General features: G+C 57.3%; 17 protein-coding genes. 7 read left to right on the top strand and 10 right to left on the bottom strand.

From position 1 onward, the window contains the following. Nucleotides 1-24: 24 nt before the first annotated feature. The 5 genes from B4U49_RS10910 to B4U49_RS10890 form a co-directional block, all read right to left on the bottom strand. A complete protein-coding gene (locus tag B4U49_RS10910) occupies nucleotides 25-579 on the bottom strand; it encodes a hypothetical protein (RefSeq protein WP_143735625.1) in 555 nt (184 codons plus the stop codon). Between the two features lie 56 nt (nucleotides 580-635). After that, a complete protein-coding gene (locus tag B4U49_RS10905; RefSeq protein WP_078084627.1) occupies nucleotides 636-1499 on the bottom strand; it encodes a CsgG/HfaB family protein in 864 nt (287 codons plus the stop codon). A 125-nt stretch (nucleotides 1500-1624) separates the two neighbouring features. Beyond that, nucleotides 1625-2044 carry a curli assembly protein CsgF gene (locus B4U49_RS10900; protein ID WP_078084626.1) on the bottom strand — a complete coding sequence of 140 codons (420 nt, stop codon included), beginning with the start codon at nucleotides 2042-2044 and terminating at the stop codon, nucleotides 1625-1627. After that, nucleotides 2044-2535 carry a curli production assembly/transport protein CsgE gene (locus B4U49_RS10895; protein ID WP_078084625.1) on the bottom strand — a complete coding sequence of 164 codons (492 nt, stop codon included), beginning with the start codon at nucleotides 2533-2535 and terminating at the stop codon, nucleotides 2044-2046. Before B4U49_RS10895 ends, B4U49_RS10900 begins: the two co-directional genes overlap by 1 nt. Further along, entirely contained in the window at nucleotides 2532-3080 is a 549-nt protein-coding gene (locus B4U49_RS10890; RefSeq protein ID WP_239692587.1) for a response regulator transcription factor, read from the bottom strand. Before B4U49_RS10890 ends, B4U49_RS10895 begins: the two co-directional genes overlap by 4 nt. 523 nt (nucleotides 3081-3603) lie before the next feature. Between B4U49_RS10890 and B4U49_RS10885 the strand changes: the two genes are divergently transcribed. The 6 genes from B4U49_RS10885 to B4U49_RS10860 all read left to right on the top strand — a co-directional run bounded on the left by B4U49_RS10885 (nucleotide 3604) and on the right by B4U49_RS10860 (nucleotide 10120). Then, nucleotides 3604-4671 (top strand): HlyD family secretion protein, encoded by a 1068-nt coding sequence (locus B4U49_RS10885; protein WP_239692586.1) that lies wholly within the window; start codon nucleotides 3604-3606, stop codon nucleotides 4669-4671. Next, nucleotides 4658-5608 (top strand): ABC transporter ATP-binding protein, encoded by a 951-nt coding sequence (locus B4U49_RS10880; protein ID WP_204903025.1) that lies wholly within the window; start codon nucleotides 4658-4660, stop codon nucleotides 5606-5608. Before B4U49_RS10885 ends, B4U49_RS10880 begins: the two co-directional genes overlap by 14 nt. Beyond that, nucleotides 5605-6729, top strand: a complete 1125-nt coding sequence (locus tag B4U49_RS10875; protein ID WP_078084622.1) for an ABC transporter permease — start codon at nucleotides 5605-5607, stop codon at nucleotides 6727-6729. Before B4U49_RS10880 ends, B4U49_RS10875 begins: the two co-directional genes overlap by 4 nt. 198 nt (nucleotides 6730-6927) lie before the next feature. Beyond that, a complete protein-coding gene (locus B4U49_RS10870) occupies nucleotides 6928-8352 on the top strand; it encodes a hypothetical protein (protein ID WP_078084621.1) in 1425 nt (474 codons plus the stop codon). A gap of 29 nt (nucleotides 8353-8381) precedes the next feature. After that, entirely contained in the window at nucleotides 8382-9191 is an 810-nt protein-coding gene (locus tag B4U49_RS10865; RefSeq protein WP_143735624.1) for a glycerophosphodiester phosphodiesterase family protein, read from the top strand. Nucleotides 9192-9208: 17 nt separating this feature from the next. Next, the gene (locus B4U49_RS10860) at nucleotides 9209-10120 is read left to right on the top strand and encodes an MBL fold metallo-hydrolase (protein WP_078084619.1); all 912 of its coding nucleotides are present in this window, start codon (nucleotides 9209-9211) and stop codon (nucleotides 10118-10120) included. Nucleotides 10121-10189: 69 nt separating this feature from the next. Here B4U49_RS10860 and B4U49_RS10855 read toward each other — a convergent pair whose 3' ends face one another. Continuing rightward, nucleotides 10190-13288, bottom strand: coding sequence for an efflux RND transporter permease subunit (locus B4U49_RS10855; RefSeq protein ID WP_078084618.1), 3099 nt, complete (start codon nucleotides 13286-13288; stop codon nucleotides 10190-10192). An 88-nt stretch (nucleotides 13289-13376) separates the two neighbouring features. After that, nucleotides 13377-14510 (bottom strand): efflux RND transporter periplasmic adaptor subunit, encoded by a 1134-nt coding sequence (locus B4U49_RS10850; protein ID WP_078084617.1) that lies wholly within the window; start codon nucleotides 14508-14510, stop codon nucleotides 13377-13379. A gap of 250 nt (nucleotides 14511-14760) precedes the next feature. Here B4U49_RS10850 and B4U49_RS10845 point away from each other — a divergent pair, with 250 nt between their 5' ends. Continuing rightward, complete coding sequence (locus B4U49_RS10845) at nucleotides 14761-15417, top strand: TetR/AcrR family transcriptional regulator (RefSeq protein WP_239692584.1); 657 nt, start codon at nucleotides 14761-14763, stop codon at nucleotides 15415-15417. A gap of 114 nt (nucleotides 15418-15531) precedes the next feature. Here B4U49_RS10845 and B4U49_RS10840 read toward each other — a convergent pair whose 3' ends face one another. From B4U49_RS10840 to B4U49_RS10830, 3 genes are all read right to left on the bottom strand, one after another. Beyond that, the gene (locus tag B4U49_RS10840) at nucleotides 15532-16293 is read right to left on the bottom strand and encodes an ABC transporter permease (protein ID WP_078084615.1); all 762 of its coding nucleotides are present in this window, start codon (nucleotides 16291-16293) and stop codon (nucleotides 15532-15534) included. Nucleotides 16294-16306: 13 nt separating this feature from the next. Next, entirely contained in the window at nucleotides 16307-17251 is a 945-nt protein-coding gene (locus B4U49_RS10835) for an ABC transporter ATP-binding protein (protein ID WP_078084614.1), read from the bottom strand. Between the two features lie 97 nt (nucleotides 17252-17348). Further along, a complete protein-coding gene (locus B4U49_RS10830) occupies nucleotides 17349-18077 on the bottom strand; it encodes a dienelactone hydrolase family protein (RefSeq protein ID WP_078084613.1) in 729 nt (242 codons plus the stop codon). Nucleotides 18078-18249: the final 172 nt, after the last annotated feature.

Genomic DNA, 18249 nt, shown 5'->3' with positions numbered 1-18249 from the left:
GAAAGCGAACAGAACGGGTTGCCGCTAGTCGTATTGATTGATGGTGGTGGTCATGGAAACCCCGGTCTGGGTGACTGCGGTACTCAACCCGTTGCCCCGCTGGTTGATGGTCACGTTGTGGGATAAGCCGATCTGCTCCACTTTCGCAGAATTGCGTACACCGTACTGGGTGATTCCCGCTTTATGGGCATAGCCGATCTGCTCCAGCAAGATAATATTTTCGTAGCCGGCCTGCAGTAGTGCTGCGATATTACTTTCCCCGGTTTGCGTGGCCACGGTGCTATTTCCTGCGCCGGCCTGATTGCTAATCAGCAGATTCTTGAAGCCGACCTGTTGTATCGAGAGAAAATTCACCGTCCCCAGCTGCTGTGCCGAAACATGGTTGAAATTACCTTCCTGATAAATATTTGCCATGTTTGCGGTCGAAAAGCCGAAAGGGGCATCCAATTCACTGATACCTGAAAGCTCACCGGAGCCACTATCGACATCCTGTGCCAGGGCGGTGTGTGATGCAGAAAATGCAGTCACCAGAGCGATCGGGAACATCCACAATCCGGGATGAGCGGGACTTTTTTCCATGGGGAAATCTCAATACCTATTTATTTGCGCGTTTATTAACGGACATCTCTACCACCCTAAAGGACGGCGGTACTTTCATTCAGGTAATACTGCAATACCGGGTTATTGATATCGTCCGGGTTATCCAGCGCCCAGGAATTACTGATGATTCCCTGGCTGATAAGGTGAATCACCGCAGATTCCATCGCTGATAACATGGCGAGCTGAGCGGGTTCATTGGTGGTCGTGCCCAGCTCTATTTCCAGTAGCCGTTTGAATTTTACATAGCGGAATACATCTGCGCTTATCGCCTTCGAGTAGACGGTTTTTGACGTAAGTACGGAATGCAACACGCGACCGGAGCGGATATCCACGGCGCGCAAATTCACTGTAATCTGGTCAACCCGGTACTGCTCGTCGGCACCAATGCCAAAGTAACGTGCTCCGGCGCCGCCGGTGCGGATATTCGTGTCATAGGCGACGATTCCACCTTCCAGCAGGATATTCGCAGCCACCAGCGAAGGCAGCATCGGGTTATTCTCCGGTGCATTGGGTTTGGCCAGTGCCGCGCGAACGATCTTGCGCTCTGTGAGCAGGTTTTGCAGGCCTTCACGCTCCAATGGGATAAACCATCCGGATTCGTTCAGTACGTTCATCAGCATCGACGCAGCGCCCTGGGTAACGGCGGTGGAGAAACTGCTGGAAGGCGCTGGCTTGTACTGACCGGTCTGGTCGCGAAAGTTATACACCGCGGCAAGGATTTTTCCCTTGGGCAGCGGCAGATTGAGCAGATCGCGATAGGTCGCATCTCGCGGAGTCAGCTTGGCCTCTTCTCGCCCTGGTCCAAACAGCGCATCGCCGGTGTTCTTGACGGCGGTACAGCCACTGATGGCAACAATAAATGTAAGGGCGGCGACGAGTTTGGAACCTCTAGTAAACATCACGCTAGTCTCCAGTATTATTCGCGATTATTTGGAATTGCGGATCAGTCCAGGGTGCATCTATAGGGATCTGATGGCTTTATATCCTGTTGTGTATTAGATGTAGGTTGTTCGAGTTTTACGGATCAGTTAGTGGGGTTCAGGCCGCTAACGATGATTTCACTTTTATCTCCGGTGGCGCGATCGGTAATCAAAACGGTCAATACGCCGTCGTTATCGACAATCTGGACGATAAAATCGTCGGTGATCAGTTCGCCACTGTTGCCGTTACCAACATCAGTGAGTAGCTGGTTAAGCAGGCGCGTTTCCAGGGAATCGGTAAAGCGGTCCAGTGCGCTGGGCTGTTCATACAGGTCTGCGGGGTTGTTGGGGTCCTCGTGATCGTCCTGGGATTGGGCGTTTTGCAACAGATAACTGCCGTTCAAGGGATTGCCGCCAAAGTTGGGGTTACGGGGCTCGTATACCAGCTCTGTTCCCAGCGCCAAGCTGCTGGACAGGGCGATACAGGGGACCAGTAGCAGGTGCGCTGCTTTATTGTTTGCCATCAGAGTTCATCCTTGCCTAAGTCAAAGTGGTCGGTGAAGGCTGCGCGGACTTTTTCCTGAAGCACCATTTCATGAATCATTTGGGATGCTTCTTCCGCCAGCTCTCGGATATTATTGGTACTGGGGCTGACAAACCGTCGAAAAACGGTTTTGTTGTTGTAAGTGATCCAGATCAAGTTTCCCCAGCGGGCAGACGGCCTTTCCTGGATAGTCAGGTTGTAATCACTATCCGGGTAATTCAGGTTGCGGTACTCGCTCATAAAGCGGGCGAAATCATGCCCGGTACGGGTGATGGTCTGATCGATATTGAAGCCGCTGATTTCGTTCTCGATAGCTGCGTCATCGTCTGCCCCTGGAGCAGTATCTTCCAGGGCTCCACTGTCCTCCTGCTGCGCGATACAGTGTGCCGGCAGCGCCAGGTTCAGTACCAGCAGGGCACAGATCAGCGCAGTGGGAACCCATGTATGCAGCGAAGGTCTTACTGGCGTCATATCTTTTCCATCTGCAGATTGAGCTTTGCCCAATTGCTGGCCTGCAGGCGATTTTTCACTCCGATCTTCCGGAAGATGTTGTACATATGGTTCTTGACGGTGTGTTCGCTCAGATGCAGGCGCGAGGCGATAATACTGTTGGGTTCACCGGTAGTAAGCTGGGTCAGGATTTGCTGCTCGCGCTTGGTAAGGAGTAGCCTTGAGCGTGAGTCACCATCGCCTTGCACTCGCGAGTTCTGTAATCCCGATGTGAGCTTGCGGATCAGCTCCTGTTGCCCGGTTCGGCTGTCGCACAGGAAGGTAAATTTACGTTCTTCCAATGGTGCGGTGATGTGAGCGGGCAGGTCATTGGGCACATTGATCAACAATACGCGCGAGTGCTCGATGCCTTTCAGGTAGTTGAATTCTGCGCTCGGTGTTGATTTTGACGTAAGCGCAAAACAGTTCACGACAATGGCCTCGTAAGTCTTCAGGCAGTGCTTCTGTTTTCCAAAATCCGACTTTTCCCAGTTGAAAGGCAGTGATTCCGAGATGAGAGAGAACATTAAGTCCCCGTGAAGGCCGGTATCGCTCAAAAAGAGAAACGGCATAGATGACCCCATAATTGACCCATAACCTTCTCAGAACGAGATTGTCCTCGCGGGATGCGACGGTTGAATGACCCCTGAAGATTCCCCCGTTTTTACTTCTTGGTTTGGGCGGTTTCTTGTTTTGCCCGTGTGGAGGAATTTGCGCCGACCCGGTTAAGTGAAAAATCTCATTCCTTGAGAAATTTGTATGGAGTGTAGTAGGGATTTTGGGGGAGACGGCCAAATAAGATGACAGTCTTCCCATAATTTTTTGTCTTAAAAATTGATTTTTTAAGAAAGCTTTGAACATGACTTTTTGTTTTTATAATTTCCGGGAATATTTTTTCCGGATGAGACGTAAATAGGAACAAACTTTTCTCAGGTGGCTGGAGTTAACGCCAGCCATTTGCCACTTTTAAGCGTAGTCAAATAGAAGAGTGAATCGGTGAGGCATAAATTCGGAAGAACTATTCGTCGTTGTAGTCTTTGCGCCATATTCTTGCTGATTTTCTCCTCGTGCAGCGATCGGGAAGCGGCGACTCTCGGAACCCTGGAGTGGGATCGTATAGCGGTACCTGCGCCGGTGGCGGAAAAAATCGTCGATATCCGGGTGCGTGAGGGGCAACGAGTGGCTGAAGGGCAGGTACTACTACAGCTGGATCCTCAGACTACACGCGCGGAATTACAGGCAGCGGAAGCTGCAGTGGCCCGTCAGGTCGCGGTGCTGGAGGAACTGAACGACGGCCCGAGAGTGGAAGAAATTGCCCGTGCACGCGCTGCGCTCGAGGCGGCGCAGGCGGAAGCTCGTGATCGCGAGGCGGACTATCGGCGTTTGCAGGCCCTGGGCAAAAAAAATTACGCTTCTCAATCCGATATCGATGCCGCCCAGGCCGCCGCGGAAGGTGCCGAGGCGCAAGTACGCGGTGCGCGGGAGCAACTGCTGGAGCTGGAGCGCGGCACCCGTATTGAGGAGATAGAGCAGGGGCAGGCGGCGCTGGCGGAAGCGCGCGCGCAGGCGCAGGCGCGGCGCGCGTTGCTGCAGAAACTGACGGTTACGGCGCCTCAGCCCGGCATCGTTGACAGCATCCCCTTCAAACTCGGCGACCAGGCGCCTCTCGGCGGATCTCTGGTGGTGATGCTGACAGGAGAAACTCCCTACGCCCGGGTTTATGTGCCACAACCGCTGCGGCTCGATGTCGAGGTCGGTGGTCGTGCACAGGTATACCTGGAGGGCATGGGGAAAGGGGAGGATGGTATTCACAAGCTTGGTCCCTTTTCCGGAACGGTTCGTATGGTACGCAACGAGCCCAGCTTTACCCCGTATTACGCGCTCACCGGCGACGACGCCACCCGCCTCAGCTATATCGCCGAAATTCAGCTGCAAGCAGATGCAGCGCGTTTGCCGGCGGGATTGCCGTTGAGGGCGGAATTTTCTGCCTCGCTAAAGCAGGGGGCGGCAGGGCGTGTGCTGTCCGCACCGGATATTGGAAAATCGCGACATAAAGATTCCATACCGGCTGCCGGTACGACGGACGCCGGTGAAGAGCCCTACGATGGCGGAAAATGATATCGCCATCCGCGCACGCGGTATGAGCAAACACTTCGGCTCGCTGAAAGCGGTAGACGAGGTGGAGCTTACAGTGCGACGCAGCCAGGTCTACGGGTTTCTCGGTCCCAACGGGTCGGGAAAATCCACCAGTATCCGCATGCTGTGTGGCCTGCTGACGCCCACTGCCGGGGAGATCGAAGTCCTCGGGCTGCGCATTCCCGAACAGGCAGAAGTACTGCGCCAGCACATCGGCTATATGACCCAGCAATTTTCCCTGTTTACCGATCTCACTGTGCGCGAAAACCTGGAATTTCTGGCGGCGGTGCAGAACATGCCTGCGCGCAAGGCAAGTGTGCGCATCGACGAGTTGTTGTCGGAATATCATTTTGAAGGCCGCGCGAACCAGCTTGCCGGCACCATGAGTGGTGGTCAGAAGCAGCGTCTGGCACTGGCGGGCGCAGTTATCCACAAGCCGGAGTTGCTGTTTCTCGATGAGCCCACCAGCGCGGTGGACCCGGAATCGCGGCGGGATTTCTGGGAGAAGCTGTTCGAGCTCACCGATGCCGGCACCACCATTCTGGTATCCACCCATTATATGGATGAAGCGGAGCGCTGCCACCGCCTGGCTATTCTCGACCGCGGTCGCCTGGTTGCGGATGGCAGCCCCGGTGAACTCACCGACAATCTGGATGGGCGTACCCTGCTGGTGGAGACGGATGCCCAGCGCAATGCCAAGCGCGCCCTGTCAGAGGTGCCCGGTGTCATCAGTGCTGCACAGATCGGTAACAGTCTGCGGGTCCTGATCGATGCCCAGAGGGCCAGCCAGCAGAGTGTGGAGCGTGCACTTGTGGCGCAGAAGCTGGATGCCAGAGTGGCACCGGTATCCCCCAGCCTGGAAGATGTGTTCGTGGCGGCAACGCATCAGCAGGAAGCGCGCAAAGAGGCAGACACGTGAACGCTCGCCGATTGTTCGCGGTGTTAGTCAAAGAGTTCCGACAATTACGCCGGGACCGCATGACACTCGCCATGATTGTGGGTATTCCGATCATGCAGTTGGTCCTGTTCGGGTACGCGATCAACCTGAATCTGCGCCATCTCCCCGCCGCCATCGCCGACCAGTCGGGCACCAGTGCGTCCCGCCAGCAGGTGATGGATATGCTGGCAACCGGGGTGATCGATCCGGTTGCCCAGGCGGAAACGCCGGAGCAGTTGATGGACATGTTACGCCGCGGGAAAATCAGTGTGGGTATCGTGATCCCCTACGATTACGAGCGCCGCCTGGCGAATGGCCAACAGGCAATCCAGATACTGGTGGATGGCAGCGATACAGTGGTGCAAAGCGCCGCGGCGCAACTGGCGCAGGTGCCGATTGGGGAGCCGCCGCCGGAAAACAATACCAACCAGCCCAACCGGCAGTCTTCGGTTCCTCAATCGCAGTCGCCGGTGAGTATTGTGAGCTTCTATAACCCCCAGCGGGTATCGGCGATCAATATCGTGCCGGGGTTGATCGGCATCATCCTCACTATGACCATGGTGATGTTTACCTCTGTAGCCATTGTGCGGGAGCGGGAGCGGGGCAATATGGAATTGCTGATCGCCACGCCGGTGAGCAGCGCAGAACTGATGATCGGCAAGGTGTTGCCCTACGGCATGATCGGCCTGATCCAGACCAGTCTGATACTGTTGCTCGGTACCCTGCTGTTCAGCGTACCCATCCGCGGCAGCCTGCTGGATGTATATATCGCCGCACTGCTGCTGATTCTCGCCAACTTGGCCATGGGATTGCTCATTTCCACCCGCGCCCAGTCGCAGTTCCAGGCCATGCAGATGACCTTTTTCGTATTCCTGCCCTCGATCCTGCTCTCCGGGTTTATGTTTCCGTTTGACGGTATGCCCAAAGCGGCACAGTGGTTGGCGGAGATACTGCCGCTAACGCATTTTCTGCGTCTGATACGCGGCGTGATGCTGCGCGGTGCGGGGATTTTTGAGCTGTGGCCAGACCTGCTGGCGTTGCTTGCCTTTATCCTGCTGATGATGACCCTCGCTATCCTGCGTTTCCGCAAGCGCCTCGACTGACTCTGTGCCACGTGTTGGCGTAAAAAACATTCCTAAAAGCGATTTCCTGGACAAATTGCCGGTTACCCTTGATACGATGGCGGATGTCACTTCTTTGTGATTTGTGGCAATGGACGCCACTGCTTCATTACAAGACTGAGGTCGGGTCTGTACGCACGTTAACAGTTGCTGCCTGTCAGCAAGGGAGGAAGCTGTACCATGACCGGAATCTTTCACAGCCTGCCAGTGTGGTTGTGGTTTGTCATCGCACTGATCGCGCTGTTTCTGGCTCGCAAGCCTTTCCATCAGGGGATACTCGCCCTGGCGCGCTTTTTTCATCATTCCCTGCGCCTCGGGGCCAATGCGGTAGCGATGGCAGAAGGGCGTTTACAGTTGCGCAATCGCGAGGTCCTGATCGCCGCCGGCCGTGAGGTTTCCGAGCGGCATATCGAGCGCGAGTTTGATCGTATTGAAAGCGCGATGAAAAAGGAGCTCGCTCAGTACCCGGCGCTGCACCGCAAACTGTGTGAGCAACTTGCCGCCATAGATGAAGACTATGTACGCAGTGCGGAAGTGCCGCCAGAACCCACCAACTGGGCCAGGGCGATCAAGGCGGTAGCGGAGATTCCCGCAGATCACGACTCCATCGTCGGCAATGTTCTGGAAACCATCCATGTCTCCATGCGCAAGGCCGAATCCAAGGCCCGTGAAGCCTACCGGGAGTCTGCGCGGGAGCGACATCAATTACTCAAGCGCATGATGCCGGCGTGGCGTGCGATTCTCAAAAGTCTGGGAAAGGTCAACAAGACCGTCATTGGCGTACAGCAGCGCGCCCAGGTGGTGGATGGCCATATGGAGCGCTACGAAGAAATCCTGCAGGGGAGCGAGCGTGCCCTGCGAATGCTGTCTTCGTCTTCCCTTGCCCAGTTTTTTATTTCCCTGTTTGTGCTCACCATAGCCGCTGGCAGTGTGCTGGTTAATTTTCACCTGATAGCCCGGCCGATGGCGGAAGTGGTCGGCGGTTCCGGCAGTATTGGTGGCTACCCGGTAGCGGATATCTCGGCGCTGGTACTTATCCTGATGGAAATCGCCATGGGCCTGTTGGTTATGGAGTGCTTGCAGATCACCCGCCTGTTTCCGGTGATTGGTGCGCTGAATGATAAAACCCGGGCGCGCTTGATGTGGGGTGCGTTTGCCCTGCTGTTTTTACTCGCAGTGGCTGAAGGCGGGCTGGCCTTTATGCGTGAGTTATTGATTCAGGGAGATATCGCTGCCGGTGCCGCAGCGGCAGATATGCAGGTAGGACCATTGTGGATAACGGCATCGGTGCAGATGGTGATGGGGTTTGCACTGCCGTTTGTGCTGATGTTCGCGGCTATCCCCCTGGAGAGTTTTATCGCGTCTGCACGCACGGTAATCGGTATTGTCTCGGCGTTTTTGCTACGTCTGCTGGCGCTCATCCTCCGGCTTGCAGGTGCGGGCATCCTGCGCACCGGGGCTATGCTGGTGCGGATTTATGACATCGTGATTTTCTTCCCCCTGTGGCTTGAGGCGCGCTTTATACGCTGGCGGCAGCAGGCGACAGTTACGGGGGCATCAGAATCCGAGGACCCGGCGGCAAAGTCGCAACAACAGGCATCGTGAATCGGGTGAATGCGCGGCAGTATGGCTCTATGAATCGAAAGGATCACTGGCTGCGTCCGTGTCGCCCGCGCCCGCTGGTCATTGCCCATGGTGATGAGGGCGGGCAGGGGCTCTATCCCGGTAATACCCTGCTGTACCTGCGCAAGATGGTAGCGCTGGGGGTGGATGCTCTGGAGATGGATTTAAACCTGACGGCAGACGGGCACCTGGTATTACTGCACGATGGCACCCTCGAGCGCACGACAGACGGCAACGGTCGGGTAAAAGACAAAACGCTGCGGGAACTGGAAAGTCTCAATGCGGCCTTCCACTGGAGTCCGGACGGAGAGCAATTTCCCTATCGCAAGGATTCACAGCCACTGGTGACCATAGACCAGGTCTTTGCCGCGTTTCCAGAAACCCCGATGATTATCGAGCTGAAGAATGACGATCCGCGCGCGGCGCAGGCGCTGGCGCGGGCTATTGAAAAGGCCGGTGGTGGAGAGCGATTGATCGTCTCCTCTTTCCACCGTAGCGTGATTCGCGCATTCCGCAGTCTCTGTCCCGGGGTGGCCACCGGGGCCACATTACCGGAAGCGCTACTGTTCTTTGCTGCACAGTGTGTGTTTGCGGAAAGACTGCTGAAGCCCGCTTACCAGACCATGCAGCTTCCGGTGCGCTATTACGGATTGCCCGTATTTACCCGGCGCTTCGTAAGCGCAGCCCGTCGCTGCGATCTGCATATTTCCGTGTGGACCGTGGACGAAGCTGAAACCATGAAAAAATTTATCGCACTGGGGCTGGACGGTATTGTCACCGACCGCCCCGATCGGCTGATAAAAATTATCCAGACACTGTAGTAACCGGAGGGGGACGTATGAAAAAACAAAAATGGATACAGGGACTGGCAATCGTGCTGTTTGCTGCCAGCGCACTGCAGGCGCATGCGCAGCGGGATTTTTCCAAGGTCGATATCGAACCAAAACCCGTGGCAGATAATCTTTATATGCTGACCGGTGCCGGCGGGAATATGGCGCTGTTTACCGGTGACGACGGCGCTTTCATGGTGGATGATCAATTCGCGCCCCTGAGTGAAAAAATCCTGGCCGCGGTGGCGGAGCTTACCGACAAGCCGCTGCGATTTGTCGTCAATACCCACTGGCACGGTGATCACACTGGCGGTAACGAGAATATGGGCAAGGCGGGTGCATTGATTGTCGCGCATGAAAATGTGCGCAAGCGCATGAGCACCGAGCAATTTACCAAACTGTGGAATCGCACCACCCCACCGTCACCGGCAGCGGCACTACCGGTGATTACCTTTTCCGATGTCACCACCTTTCACTGGAATGGCGATGAAGTGCGGGTGCAGCATGTGGGGCCGGCACATACTGATGGCGACGCCATTATCCTGTTCAAGAAAGCGAATGTGATCCACATGGGGGACACCTTCTTCAACGGCAGCTATCCCTATGTGGACCTGTCTGCCGGCGGCAGTATCGATGGCGTTATTGAAAATGCTCGTCGCGTGCTTGAAATCGCCGACGACCAGACAACGATCATTCCCGGACACGGCCCGCTAAGCGATAAAAAAGGGTTGCAGCAGTACCATGATCTGCTGATGCGTCTGCGCAGTAAGATCAAGACTCTGGTAGACGCGGGCAATACCAGGGAACAGGTGATCGCGGCAAAACCCACCCGGGAGTTTGATGAACACTACGGGCAGGGCTTTATGAAGCCGGATATTTGGACGGGGATTGTGTTCGACTCGCTGAAGCAGCAACAGTAGCGGGCTCAATTATCAGCGACTGAAATTAAAAGGGGCAAAGCACCGTTCGTGCTTTGCCCTTTTTTACGTTTATGCTGTCGGGATTGGTTCCGGCGGTACCTGTGCGGGAGAAGTGGAGTCCTCTTTGCGAACACGGAACCAGGCGGCGTAAAGCGCGGGCAAGAACAGCAGTGTCAGCGCCGTCGCCACGATCAGCCCGCCCATGATGGCCACGGCCATGGGGCCGAAGAAATCACTGCGGGAAAGTGGGATCATAGCCAGTACCGCGGTAAGCCCGGTGAGCACAATGGGGCGGAAACGGCGTACCGTGGATTCCACAATTGCATCCCACTGGGACCGACCCTGGGCAATATCCTGTTCAATCTGATCCACCAGGATCACGGAGTTGCGCATGATCATCCCGGCGAGGGCAATAGTGCCGAGCATTGCCACAAACCCGAATGGTTGATTGAACACCAGCAGGAACAGGGTGACCCCGATAATCCCCAGGGGCGCGGTGAGGAATACCATGGTGGCCAGGGAAAAGCGTCGCAGCTGCAGCATCAGTAGGGTAAATACCACCAGCAGAAACAGTGGCATCCCCGCGTTTACCGACTGCTGCCCCCGTGCAGACTCCTCCACACTGCCGCCGATCTCCAGCAAATAACCGGACGGCAGCTCAGTGCGAATCTGCTCCAGCTGTGGCCAGATGTCATTGACTACCGTGGCCGGCTGCTGCTTGCCGTAGATGTCCGCGCGTACGGTGACTGTGGGCAGGCGGTCGCGGTGCCAGATAACCCCCTCTTCAAACCCGTATTCCAGGGTTGCCACCTGATTCAGCGGCACGCTCCGCGCACTGCTGGTCTGAATCGCCAGGTTCCCCAGCTGGTGCAGTGCGTAGCGCTCGTGTTCGCCGCCGCGCACCTGTACCCCGATCAGCTCGTTGTCTTCGCGGAACTGGCCCACGGTGGTGCCGGACAGGGATCCCTCCAGAGCACGTGAAAGCTCCGCACTGCTGACACCCAGCGCGCGCGCACGGGCCTGGTCCACATGCAGACGGACCACCTTGCTGGGCTCCTCCCAGTCCAGGTGCACGTTGGTGACCGCGGTATTGGTGCGGACTTTCTCTGCCACACTGCGGGCAATTTCCCGCACTTTCGCAATATGCTCACCGGATACCCGGAATTGCACCGGGTAGCCCACCGGGGGGCCGTTTTCCAGGCGCGATATACGGGTGCGCACGCTGGGGAATTGTTCATGCAAAGTGCTGATCAGCCAGCTGCGCACCTGTTCCCGTTCTTCCACGGAGCGGGTGAGCACCACAAACTGCGCAAAGCTCGCCGCCGGCAGCTGCTGGTCCAGGGGCAGGTAAAAACGCGGGGAACCGGTGCCGACGTAGGCCACGTAATTTTCCACCTTCGGGTGCTGGGCCAGCAGGGTTTCCAGTCGCGTCACCTGTTCGCTGGTGGCGGTAAGCGAGGCCCCTTCGTTCAGTTTCAGGTCCAGCATCAGCTCCAGCCGCGCAGAGGAGGGAAAGAACTGTTGCGGAACAAAACGGAACAGGGCAATAGCGCCGACAAAGATCAACACGGTGGCGAGGAGCACGGTTTTACGATAGCGCAGGCACCAGTCCACCACCTTGCGAAAGCGTCGATAGAAGGGCTTGTTGTAGGGATCGTGCTCTTCAGTACCGTCCCCGACAGCTGCCGGTGCAGGTAGCAGGCGCGCCCCCAGATAGGGAACAAACACCACGGCCGCAACCCAGGACGCGAGCAGCGCGAGCGTGACCACCTGAAAAATCGAGCGGGTATATTCACCGGTGCCGGACTGTGCCGTGGCAATGGGCAGGAAGCCCGCCGCGGTGATCAGGGTGCCGGTTAACATCGGAAAGGCCGTGCTGGTCCAGGCGAAGCCCGCGGCCTTCAGTCGGCTGAGGCCCTGCTCCATTTTGATCGCCATCATCTCCACTGCAATGATGGCGTCGTCCACCATCAATCCCAGGGCCAGTACCAGGGCTCCCAGGGAAATTTTGTGCAGACCGATACCGAAGTAATTCATCAGCGCAAAGGTCATTGCCAGTACCAGCGGAATCGACAGCGCCACCACCAGTCCGGTACGCACACCGAGGGAGAAGAAACTCACCAGCATCACAATGATCAGTGCCTCGGCGAGTACCTTGAGAAATTCGCCGACTCCCTGTTTTACCGCTGCGGGCTGGTCGGAAACCTTGCTCAGGGTTAGGCCCAGCGGAAGGTCCTGTTGTAACTCGGCGAAGGTCGCATCCAGGTTTTTCCCCAGCGCGAGGATATCGCCCCCCTTTTTCATGGAGACCGCGATGCCGATGGCATCCTCGCCCATAAAGCGAACCCGGGGCTGGGGCGGATCGCTGAAGCCGCGGTGGATATCCGCAATATCGCCGAGACGCTGGGAGCGCTCACCGGCGCGGATGGGAAAATCGCGAATCTCCTCCACCGTGCGGAACTGGCCGCTGACACGAATCCGCACACGGTCACTGCTTGCTTCGACAAAGCCGGCATCGGCGACGCTGTTCTGGCCCTGCAGTGCAGATTGCACCGCACTCATGGGAATACCCAGGGAAGCCAGTTTGGTATTGGAAATCTCTACCCAGATGCGTTCGTCCTGCAGGCCGAGCAATTCCACCTTGCCCACGTCCTCTACCCTTTGCAGCGCCAGTTGCAGGCGATCGGCGTAGTCTTTCATCAACGCATAATCAAAGCCGTTGCCGGTCAGCGCGTAGATATTGCCGTAGGTAGTGCCGAACTCGTCGTTAAAAAAGGGCCCCTGGATATCCGGCGGCAGGGTGTGGCGTATATCGCCGACTTTCTTGCGTACCTGATACCAGAGATCGGGAATATCCTTGGAGCGCATACTGTCGCGGGCGACAAACATCACCTGGGACTGGCCGGGGCGGGAAAAGGAGGTGATTCTTTCGTAGTCCCCGGTCTCCATCAGTTTCTTTTCCACGCGCTCGGTGATCTGGCGCGAGACCTCCTCGGCGCTGGCCCCGGGCCACAGGGTGTTGACCACCATCACCTTGAAGGTGAAGGGCGGGTCTTCGCTCTGGCCGAGCTGGGTATAGGAAACTGCGCCCAGCATGCTGATGAGCAGCATGGCGTAGAGCACCAGTGGGCGGTTGTTCAGCGCCCACTCGGAGAGATTGAATCGCATGGTGTCGTGGTCCGTACTTGTGTAGTCCGTACTGGGAGTGGCCGGTAACGGGGATCTTCGCTACCGACGGCGATAAATTGGTTGCGGCTCAGGGCTGCCCGGCAACTTCAAACTCGATGGGGCGATTGTCGCGATCCACCGGACGTACCCGCTGACCTTCGCGCAACAGCTGGGTGCCGGCAGCCACAATCCAGTCGCGGGAGCTCAGTCCGGATTGAATCAGTGCCGATTCATTGCCGTAACTCGCCACCACCACCGGGGTTTTGACCAGGGTGAAGGTATCGTGGTCCAGCTTCCACAGGTGCGCGACGTCGCCGTCTGCGGTCAGTGCCGACATGGGCACACTGAGCAGGCTATTGGCCGAGTTTTTCTGCACGTACACCCGCGCGCTCTGCCCCGGTTCGGCATTGCTTGCATCGCTGTCGAAAGCGACCCGCGCCTCAAAGGTACGCAGGGTCGGATCGGCGGCAGGGGAGAGTTCACGAATCTTGCCGGTAAACGGCGTGCCCGGGCGAGACCAGAGTTCCAGTGTCACAGGCTGGCCCACGGCGAAGCGGGAGATATCCTGCTCCGGCAGGTCGATGTGTACTTCCCGCTCACCCTCGGCGGCCAGGGTAAACACCGTCTGTCCGGGATTGACCACCTGGCCGACCTCGATCATGCGGCGGGCAATGACGCCGTTGCGCGGGGCCTTGAGTACCGCGTAGGCGGCCTGGTTTTCCGCCACCTCCAGCTGCGCGCGGGCTTGTTTGAGCTGCGCGGCGCTGGCGTCTAATCGGGTCTTTACCGCATCGAACTGGGATTCACCCACCAGCTTGCGCGCCAGTAGCTCCCGGTAGCGGGTGTGCTCGCTCTTTGCATTGCGGTGTTCCGCCTCGGCGGCAGTGAGCTGCGCGCGGGCGCTGTCACGCTGCAGTAACAGGTCTTCCGCATCCAGTTGCGCCAGCGGTTGGTCCTTTTTTACCCGGTCGCCCACCTGTACCAGGCGGTGAGTTACTTCGCCTCCGACCCGGAATGCCAGTGCCGGCTCATGGCGCGCGTGTACCTCGCCGGGATAGACCGCGATCTGGGAGTCAGTGGGGGTGGGCTGTATCACAATTGCCGGCCGGGGCGGCCTTTCCTGACCGGACTCCGCCGGTGCGCAGGCGCCCAGGGCAATGCCCAGAGTAGCGACCAGTGTGGCTTTCAACAGCCGCAGGGGCGGGAGAGTGGAGCTGTGCATGATTACCTCGATCCATGGGGTTCAGGAGCCCGGGGGCGCAAAATGGCAGCTTCTCGCGTCGACACCGGGGTAAACTGGTACAGTTGTCTCTGCGCTGGCGATCGAACCGGGCGCAGCTGAATTGCTATACTGGTGAGTATAGTAAGTATATTAAACTGATGAGTCCACTAATTCAGTGGCCGAATGCGCGTGCTTCCACGCAACCTGTGTGACCGTCCCTGGTGGCGATATGCGGGGAGCGGGCACCCCGATGACGAAAGCTATGAGCGAACAGACTACCCCGACACCCGCTGCGACCCGCGGCCGCCCCAAAGACCCGGCCAAACGGCGCGCGATTCTCGACGCCGCCAAGTCCCTGTTTCTGACCCACGGGTTCGCGGGTACCAGCATGGATGCAGTTGCCGGTGAGGCCGGTGTTTCCAAGCTGACGGTATACAGCCACTTCTCCGACAAGGAGACACTGTATATGTCGGCGATCGAGGCCAAGTGCGAAAACCTGATGCCACTGCCGATGTTCACTCTGGAAGAGGGCGGCTCGGCGGCGGAAATGCTGCAGAAGATCGGTGAAGCCTTTCTGGAAATGATCTACAGCGAAGACTCGCTGCGGCTGATGCGCCTGATCAACGCGATAGGTGCTGACGATCCCGATATGGCAAAACTGTTTTACGATGCGGGGCCGCAGCGCACGCAAAATGCCATGGCCAGTTTTTTCAAGCGCGCCAACGAACTGAAGCAACTCAATGTGCCGGACCCGGATCATGGGGCAGAATTGTTTTTTGGCATGTTGCAGGGTGGCTGTCGGCATATCCAGATTATGCTCGGGTGTTGTGCACCCCCGGGAAGAAAGGAAAACCGCAAACATGTGGCGGAGGCGGTGCAGGTATTTTTCAGCGCCTATGGCGTGTGATTCGCAACAGATGATACACAGCGAAGTGTGACCGCTTCGTTGCCAGCAAAAAGGCCCGTATGGCGTAACCATACGGGCCTTTTTTAAGTGGTGAAAAAACTGCTTATTAGCGGTTCAGGTGCGGATCTTGTAACCGGTGCGGAATATCCACCAGATACTCGTCATGCAGATCAGCAGAAACAGGATTGTCATCGCGAGGCTGATACCCACATTCACATCGGCCACCCCGTAGAAAGCCCAGCGGAAACCGCTGATCAGGTATACCACCGGGTTGAACAGGGTCACCTTCTGCCAGAATTCCGGCAACATGTTAATGGAGTAGAAGGCGCCGCCGAGAAACGTGAGCGGCGTGATGACCATCAGCGGAATGATCTGCAGCTTCTGGAAGTCGTCTGCCCACACGCCGATGATAAAACCGAACATACTGAAGGTGATGGCCGTCAGTACCAGAAAGCCGAACATCCAGAACGGATGGGCAATTTCATAGTCCACAAAAAAGCGCGCAGTGATCAGGATCAGTAGGCCGATGATCACTGACTTGGTGGCCGCGGCGCCCACATAGCCTGCGACAATTTCAAACGCCGACACCGGCGCCGACAGTACCTCGTAAATGGTGCCGCTGAACTTGGGGAAGAAAATGCCGAACGATGCGTTGGAAATACTCTCCGACAGCAGGGACAGCATGATCAGCCCGGGAATGATGAAGGCACCGTAACTGACCCCCTCGATATCTCCCAGGCGACTGCCAATGGCGGTACCGAAAACAATAAAGTACAGGCAGGTGGAAATAACCGGCCAGGCAATACTCTGCATCAGGGTGCGCGCGGTGCGGGCCATTTCGAACTTGTAGATGGCGCGGATACCGTAAATATTCATACTCTGTTCCCTCTTATCCGGCCTGCTGTTCGGTCTGGTTCTGGTGCACCAGATTGACGAAAATTTCTTCCAGTGAGCTCTCGCTGGAGTGCAGGTCCTTGAATTCGATCCCCTGCTGGTCGAGATGGCGCAGCAATTCGGCAATACCGGTGTGCTCGCGCTGGGTGTCGAAGGTATAGATCAGCTGGTTGCCTTCGTCGGCCACTTCCAGGTCAAACGCGCTCAGTGCCTCAGGCAGTGACTGCACCGGGCTCTGCAGCTGAATGGCCAGCTGCTTTTTACCCAGCTTGTGCATCAGGGTGTTTTTCTCTTCCACCAGTACCAGCTGGCCGTGATTGATCACGCCGATACGGTCGGCCATTTCCTCGGCCTCCTCGATGTAGTGGGTGGTGAGAATAATGGTCACCCCGGATTCCCGTAGCCCGCGCACCATTTCCCACATGTCCCGGCGCAGTTCCACATCCACCCCTGCGGTAGGTTCGTCGAGGAACAGAATGGTAGGTTCATGGGACAGGGCCTTGGCGATCATCACCCGACGTTTCATGCCGCCGGAGAGCGCCATGATGCGGCTGTCTTTTTTCTCCCACAGGGAGAGCTGACGCAGGATCTTCTCGATGTATTCCGGATTCGGCGCCTTGCCAAACAGGCCGCGGCTGAAGTTGACCGTGGCCCAGACGCTTTCAAAGGAGTCCGTGGACAGCTCCTGGGGTACCAGGCCGATCTTGCTGCGCGCGGCGCGAAACTCTCGCTGGATATTGTGGCCGTCGGCCAGCACGGTGCCGCTGGTTGGATTGACGATGCCACAGATGATACTGATCAATGTGGTTTTGCCGGCACCGTTGGGACCGAGCAGGGCAAAAATCTCGCCGGGATTAATCTCGAGATCGACGGATTTGAGTGCGGTAAAACCGCCGGCATAGGTCTTGCCGATGTTCTGTACGGAAATGATTGGTTGCACGCTTCCCCCTTATGGAATTCGCTGGCGCCGGCTATTTTGCCCCGAAGGCGGTGGCCGGCGCCACCGGATACCGTGAGAAGCGGTTAGGCTGAGCGGTTTAGAAGTCGAATATTTTGTTGTAGAAGGCGACGGCGCCTTCGTAGGCATCGTTGGCGGCGTCTTCGTTATAAGCGAGGGGAATACCAAATTTTTCACCGCGGCCGGTGGCGGCGGGGTTGGTAAAGCCGTGCTTGGCGCCCGGGTAGCTGATCACATCGAAGCGTACGTCGGCGTCCTGCATTTCCTGTACGAAGTTGGCAACCTGCTCTGCGGGGATCATATCGTCGTCGCCACCGGTGTAGACCTGGATCTGTGCCTTGACGTCGCCGGGTTTGATTTTTACATCGGTTTCCAGCGTGCCGTGGAAACTGACGACGCCTTTGAGCGGCAGGCCGAGGCGTGCCATGGTGAGTGCTACGGCGCCACCGAAGCAGTAGCCTTGGGCGGCTACTTCACCAGTTTCTACGGTTTCGTGGTTGTTGATCAGGTTGAGGGCAGCCTGGAAACGTTTGAGGGGCGCGCCTTCGGTTTCTAGGGTTTTATTCATGAGTTCCGCCGCATCGCCGGGATTGTCGGCGCCGACTCCAGTGCCGTACATGTCGAGGGCGAAGGCGGTAAAGCCTTCCGCGGCGAGACGCTCGGCTTCTTCGCGGGTAAAGTCGTTGAGTCCCCACCATTCGTGGAGCAGGAGGATGGCGGGACGTTTGCCTTCGATGGTTTCGTCGTAGGCAAGGTAGCCGGTGAAAGATTCGCCATCGACGGTGTATTGTATTTCTTCGGTGTGCACTGAGTCCTCCTCGGAGAAAGGGCGTTCGAATTGGTGTGCACAGATTAGTGCGGGGAGAGTGGCAAAGCAACGGCGGTGGTAGTCGGGCTACCTTGTGGCGGCATAGCCCCGGGTGCGGGTTTTCGAAACCGAGCTAGGCGCCCCCCTGCGAATACATCCCTGTACGCTGCGT

Origin of the sequence: Microbulbifer mangrovi, from assembly GCF_002009015.1 — a bacterium.
GTDB lineage: Bacteria > Pseudomonadota > Gammaproteobacteria > Pseudomonadales > Cellvibrionaceae > Microbulbifer > Microbulbifer mangrovi.
Note: the sequence above shows the minus strand (reverse complement) of the source record. Positions and strands in the feature narration are given on the sequence as shown.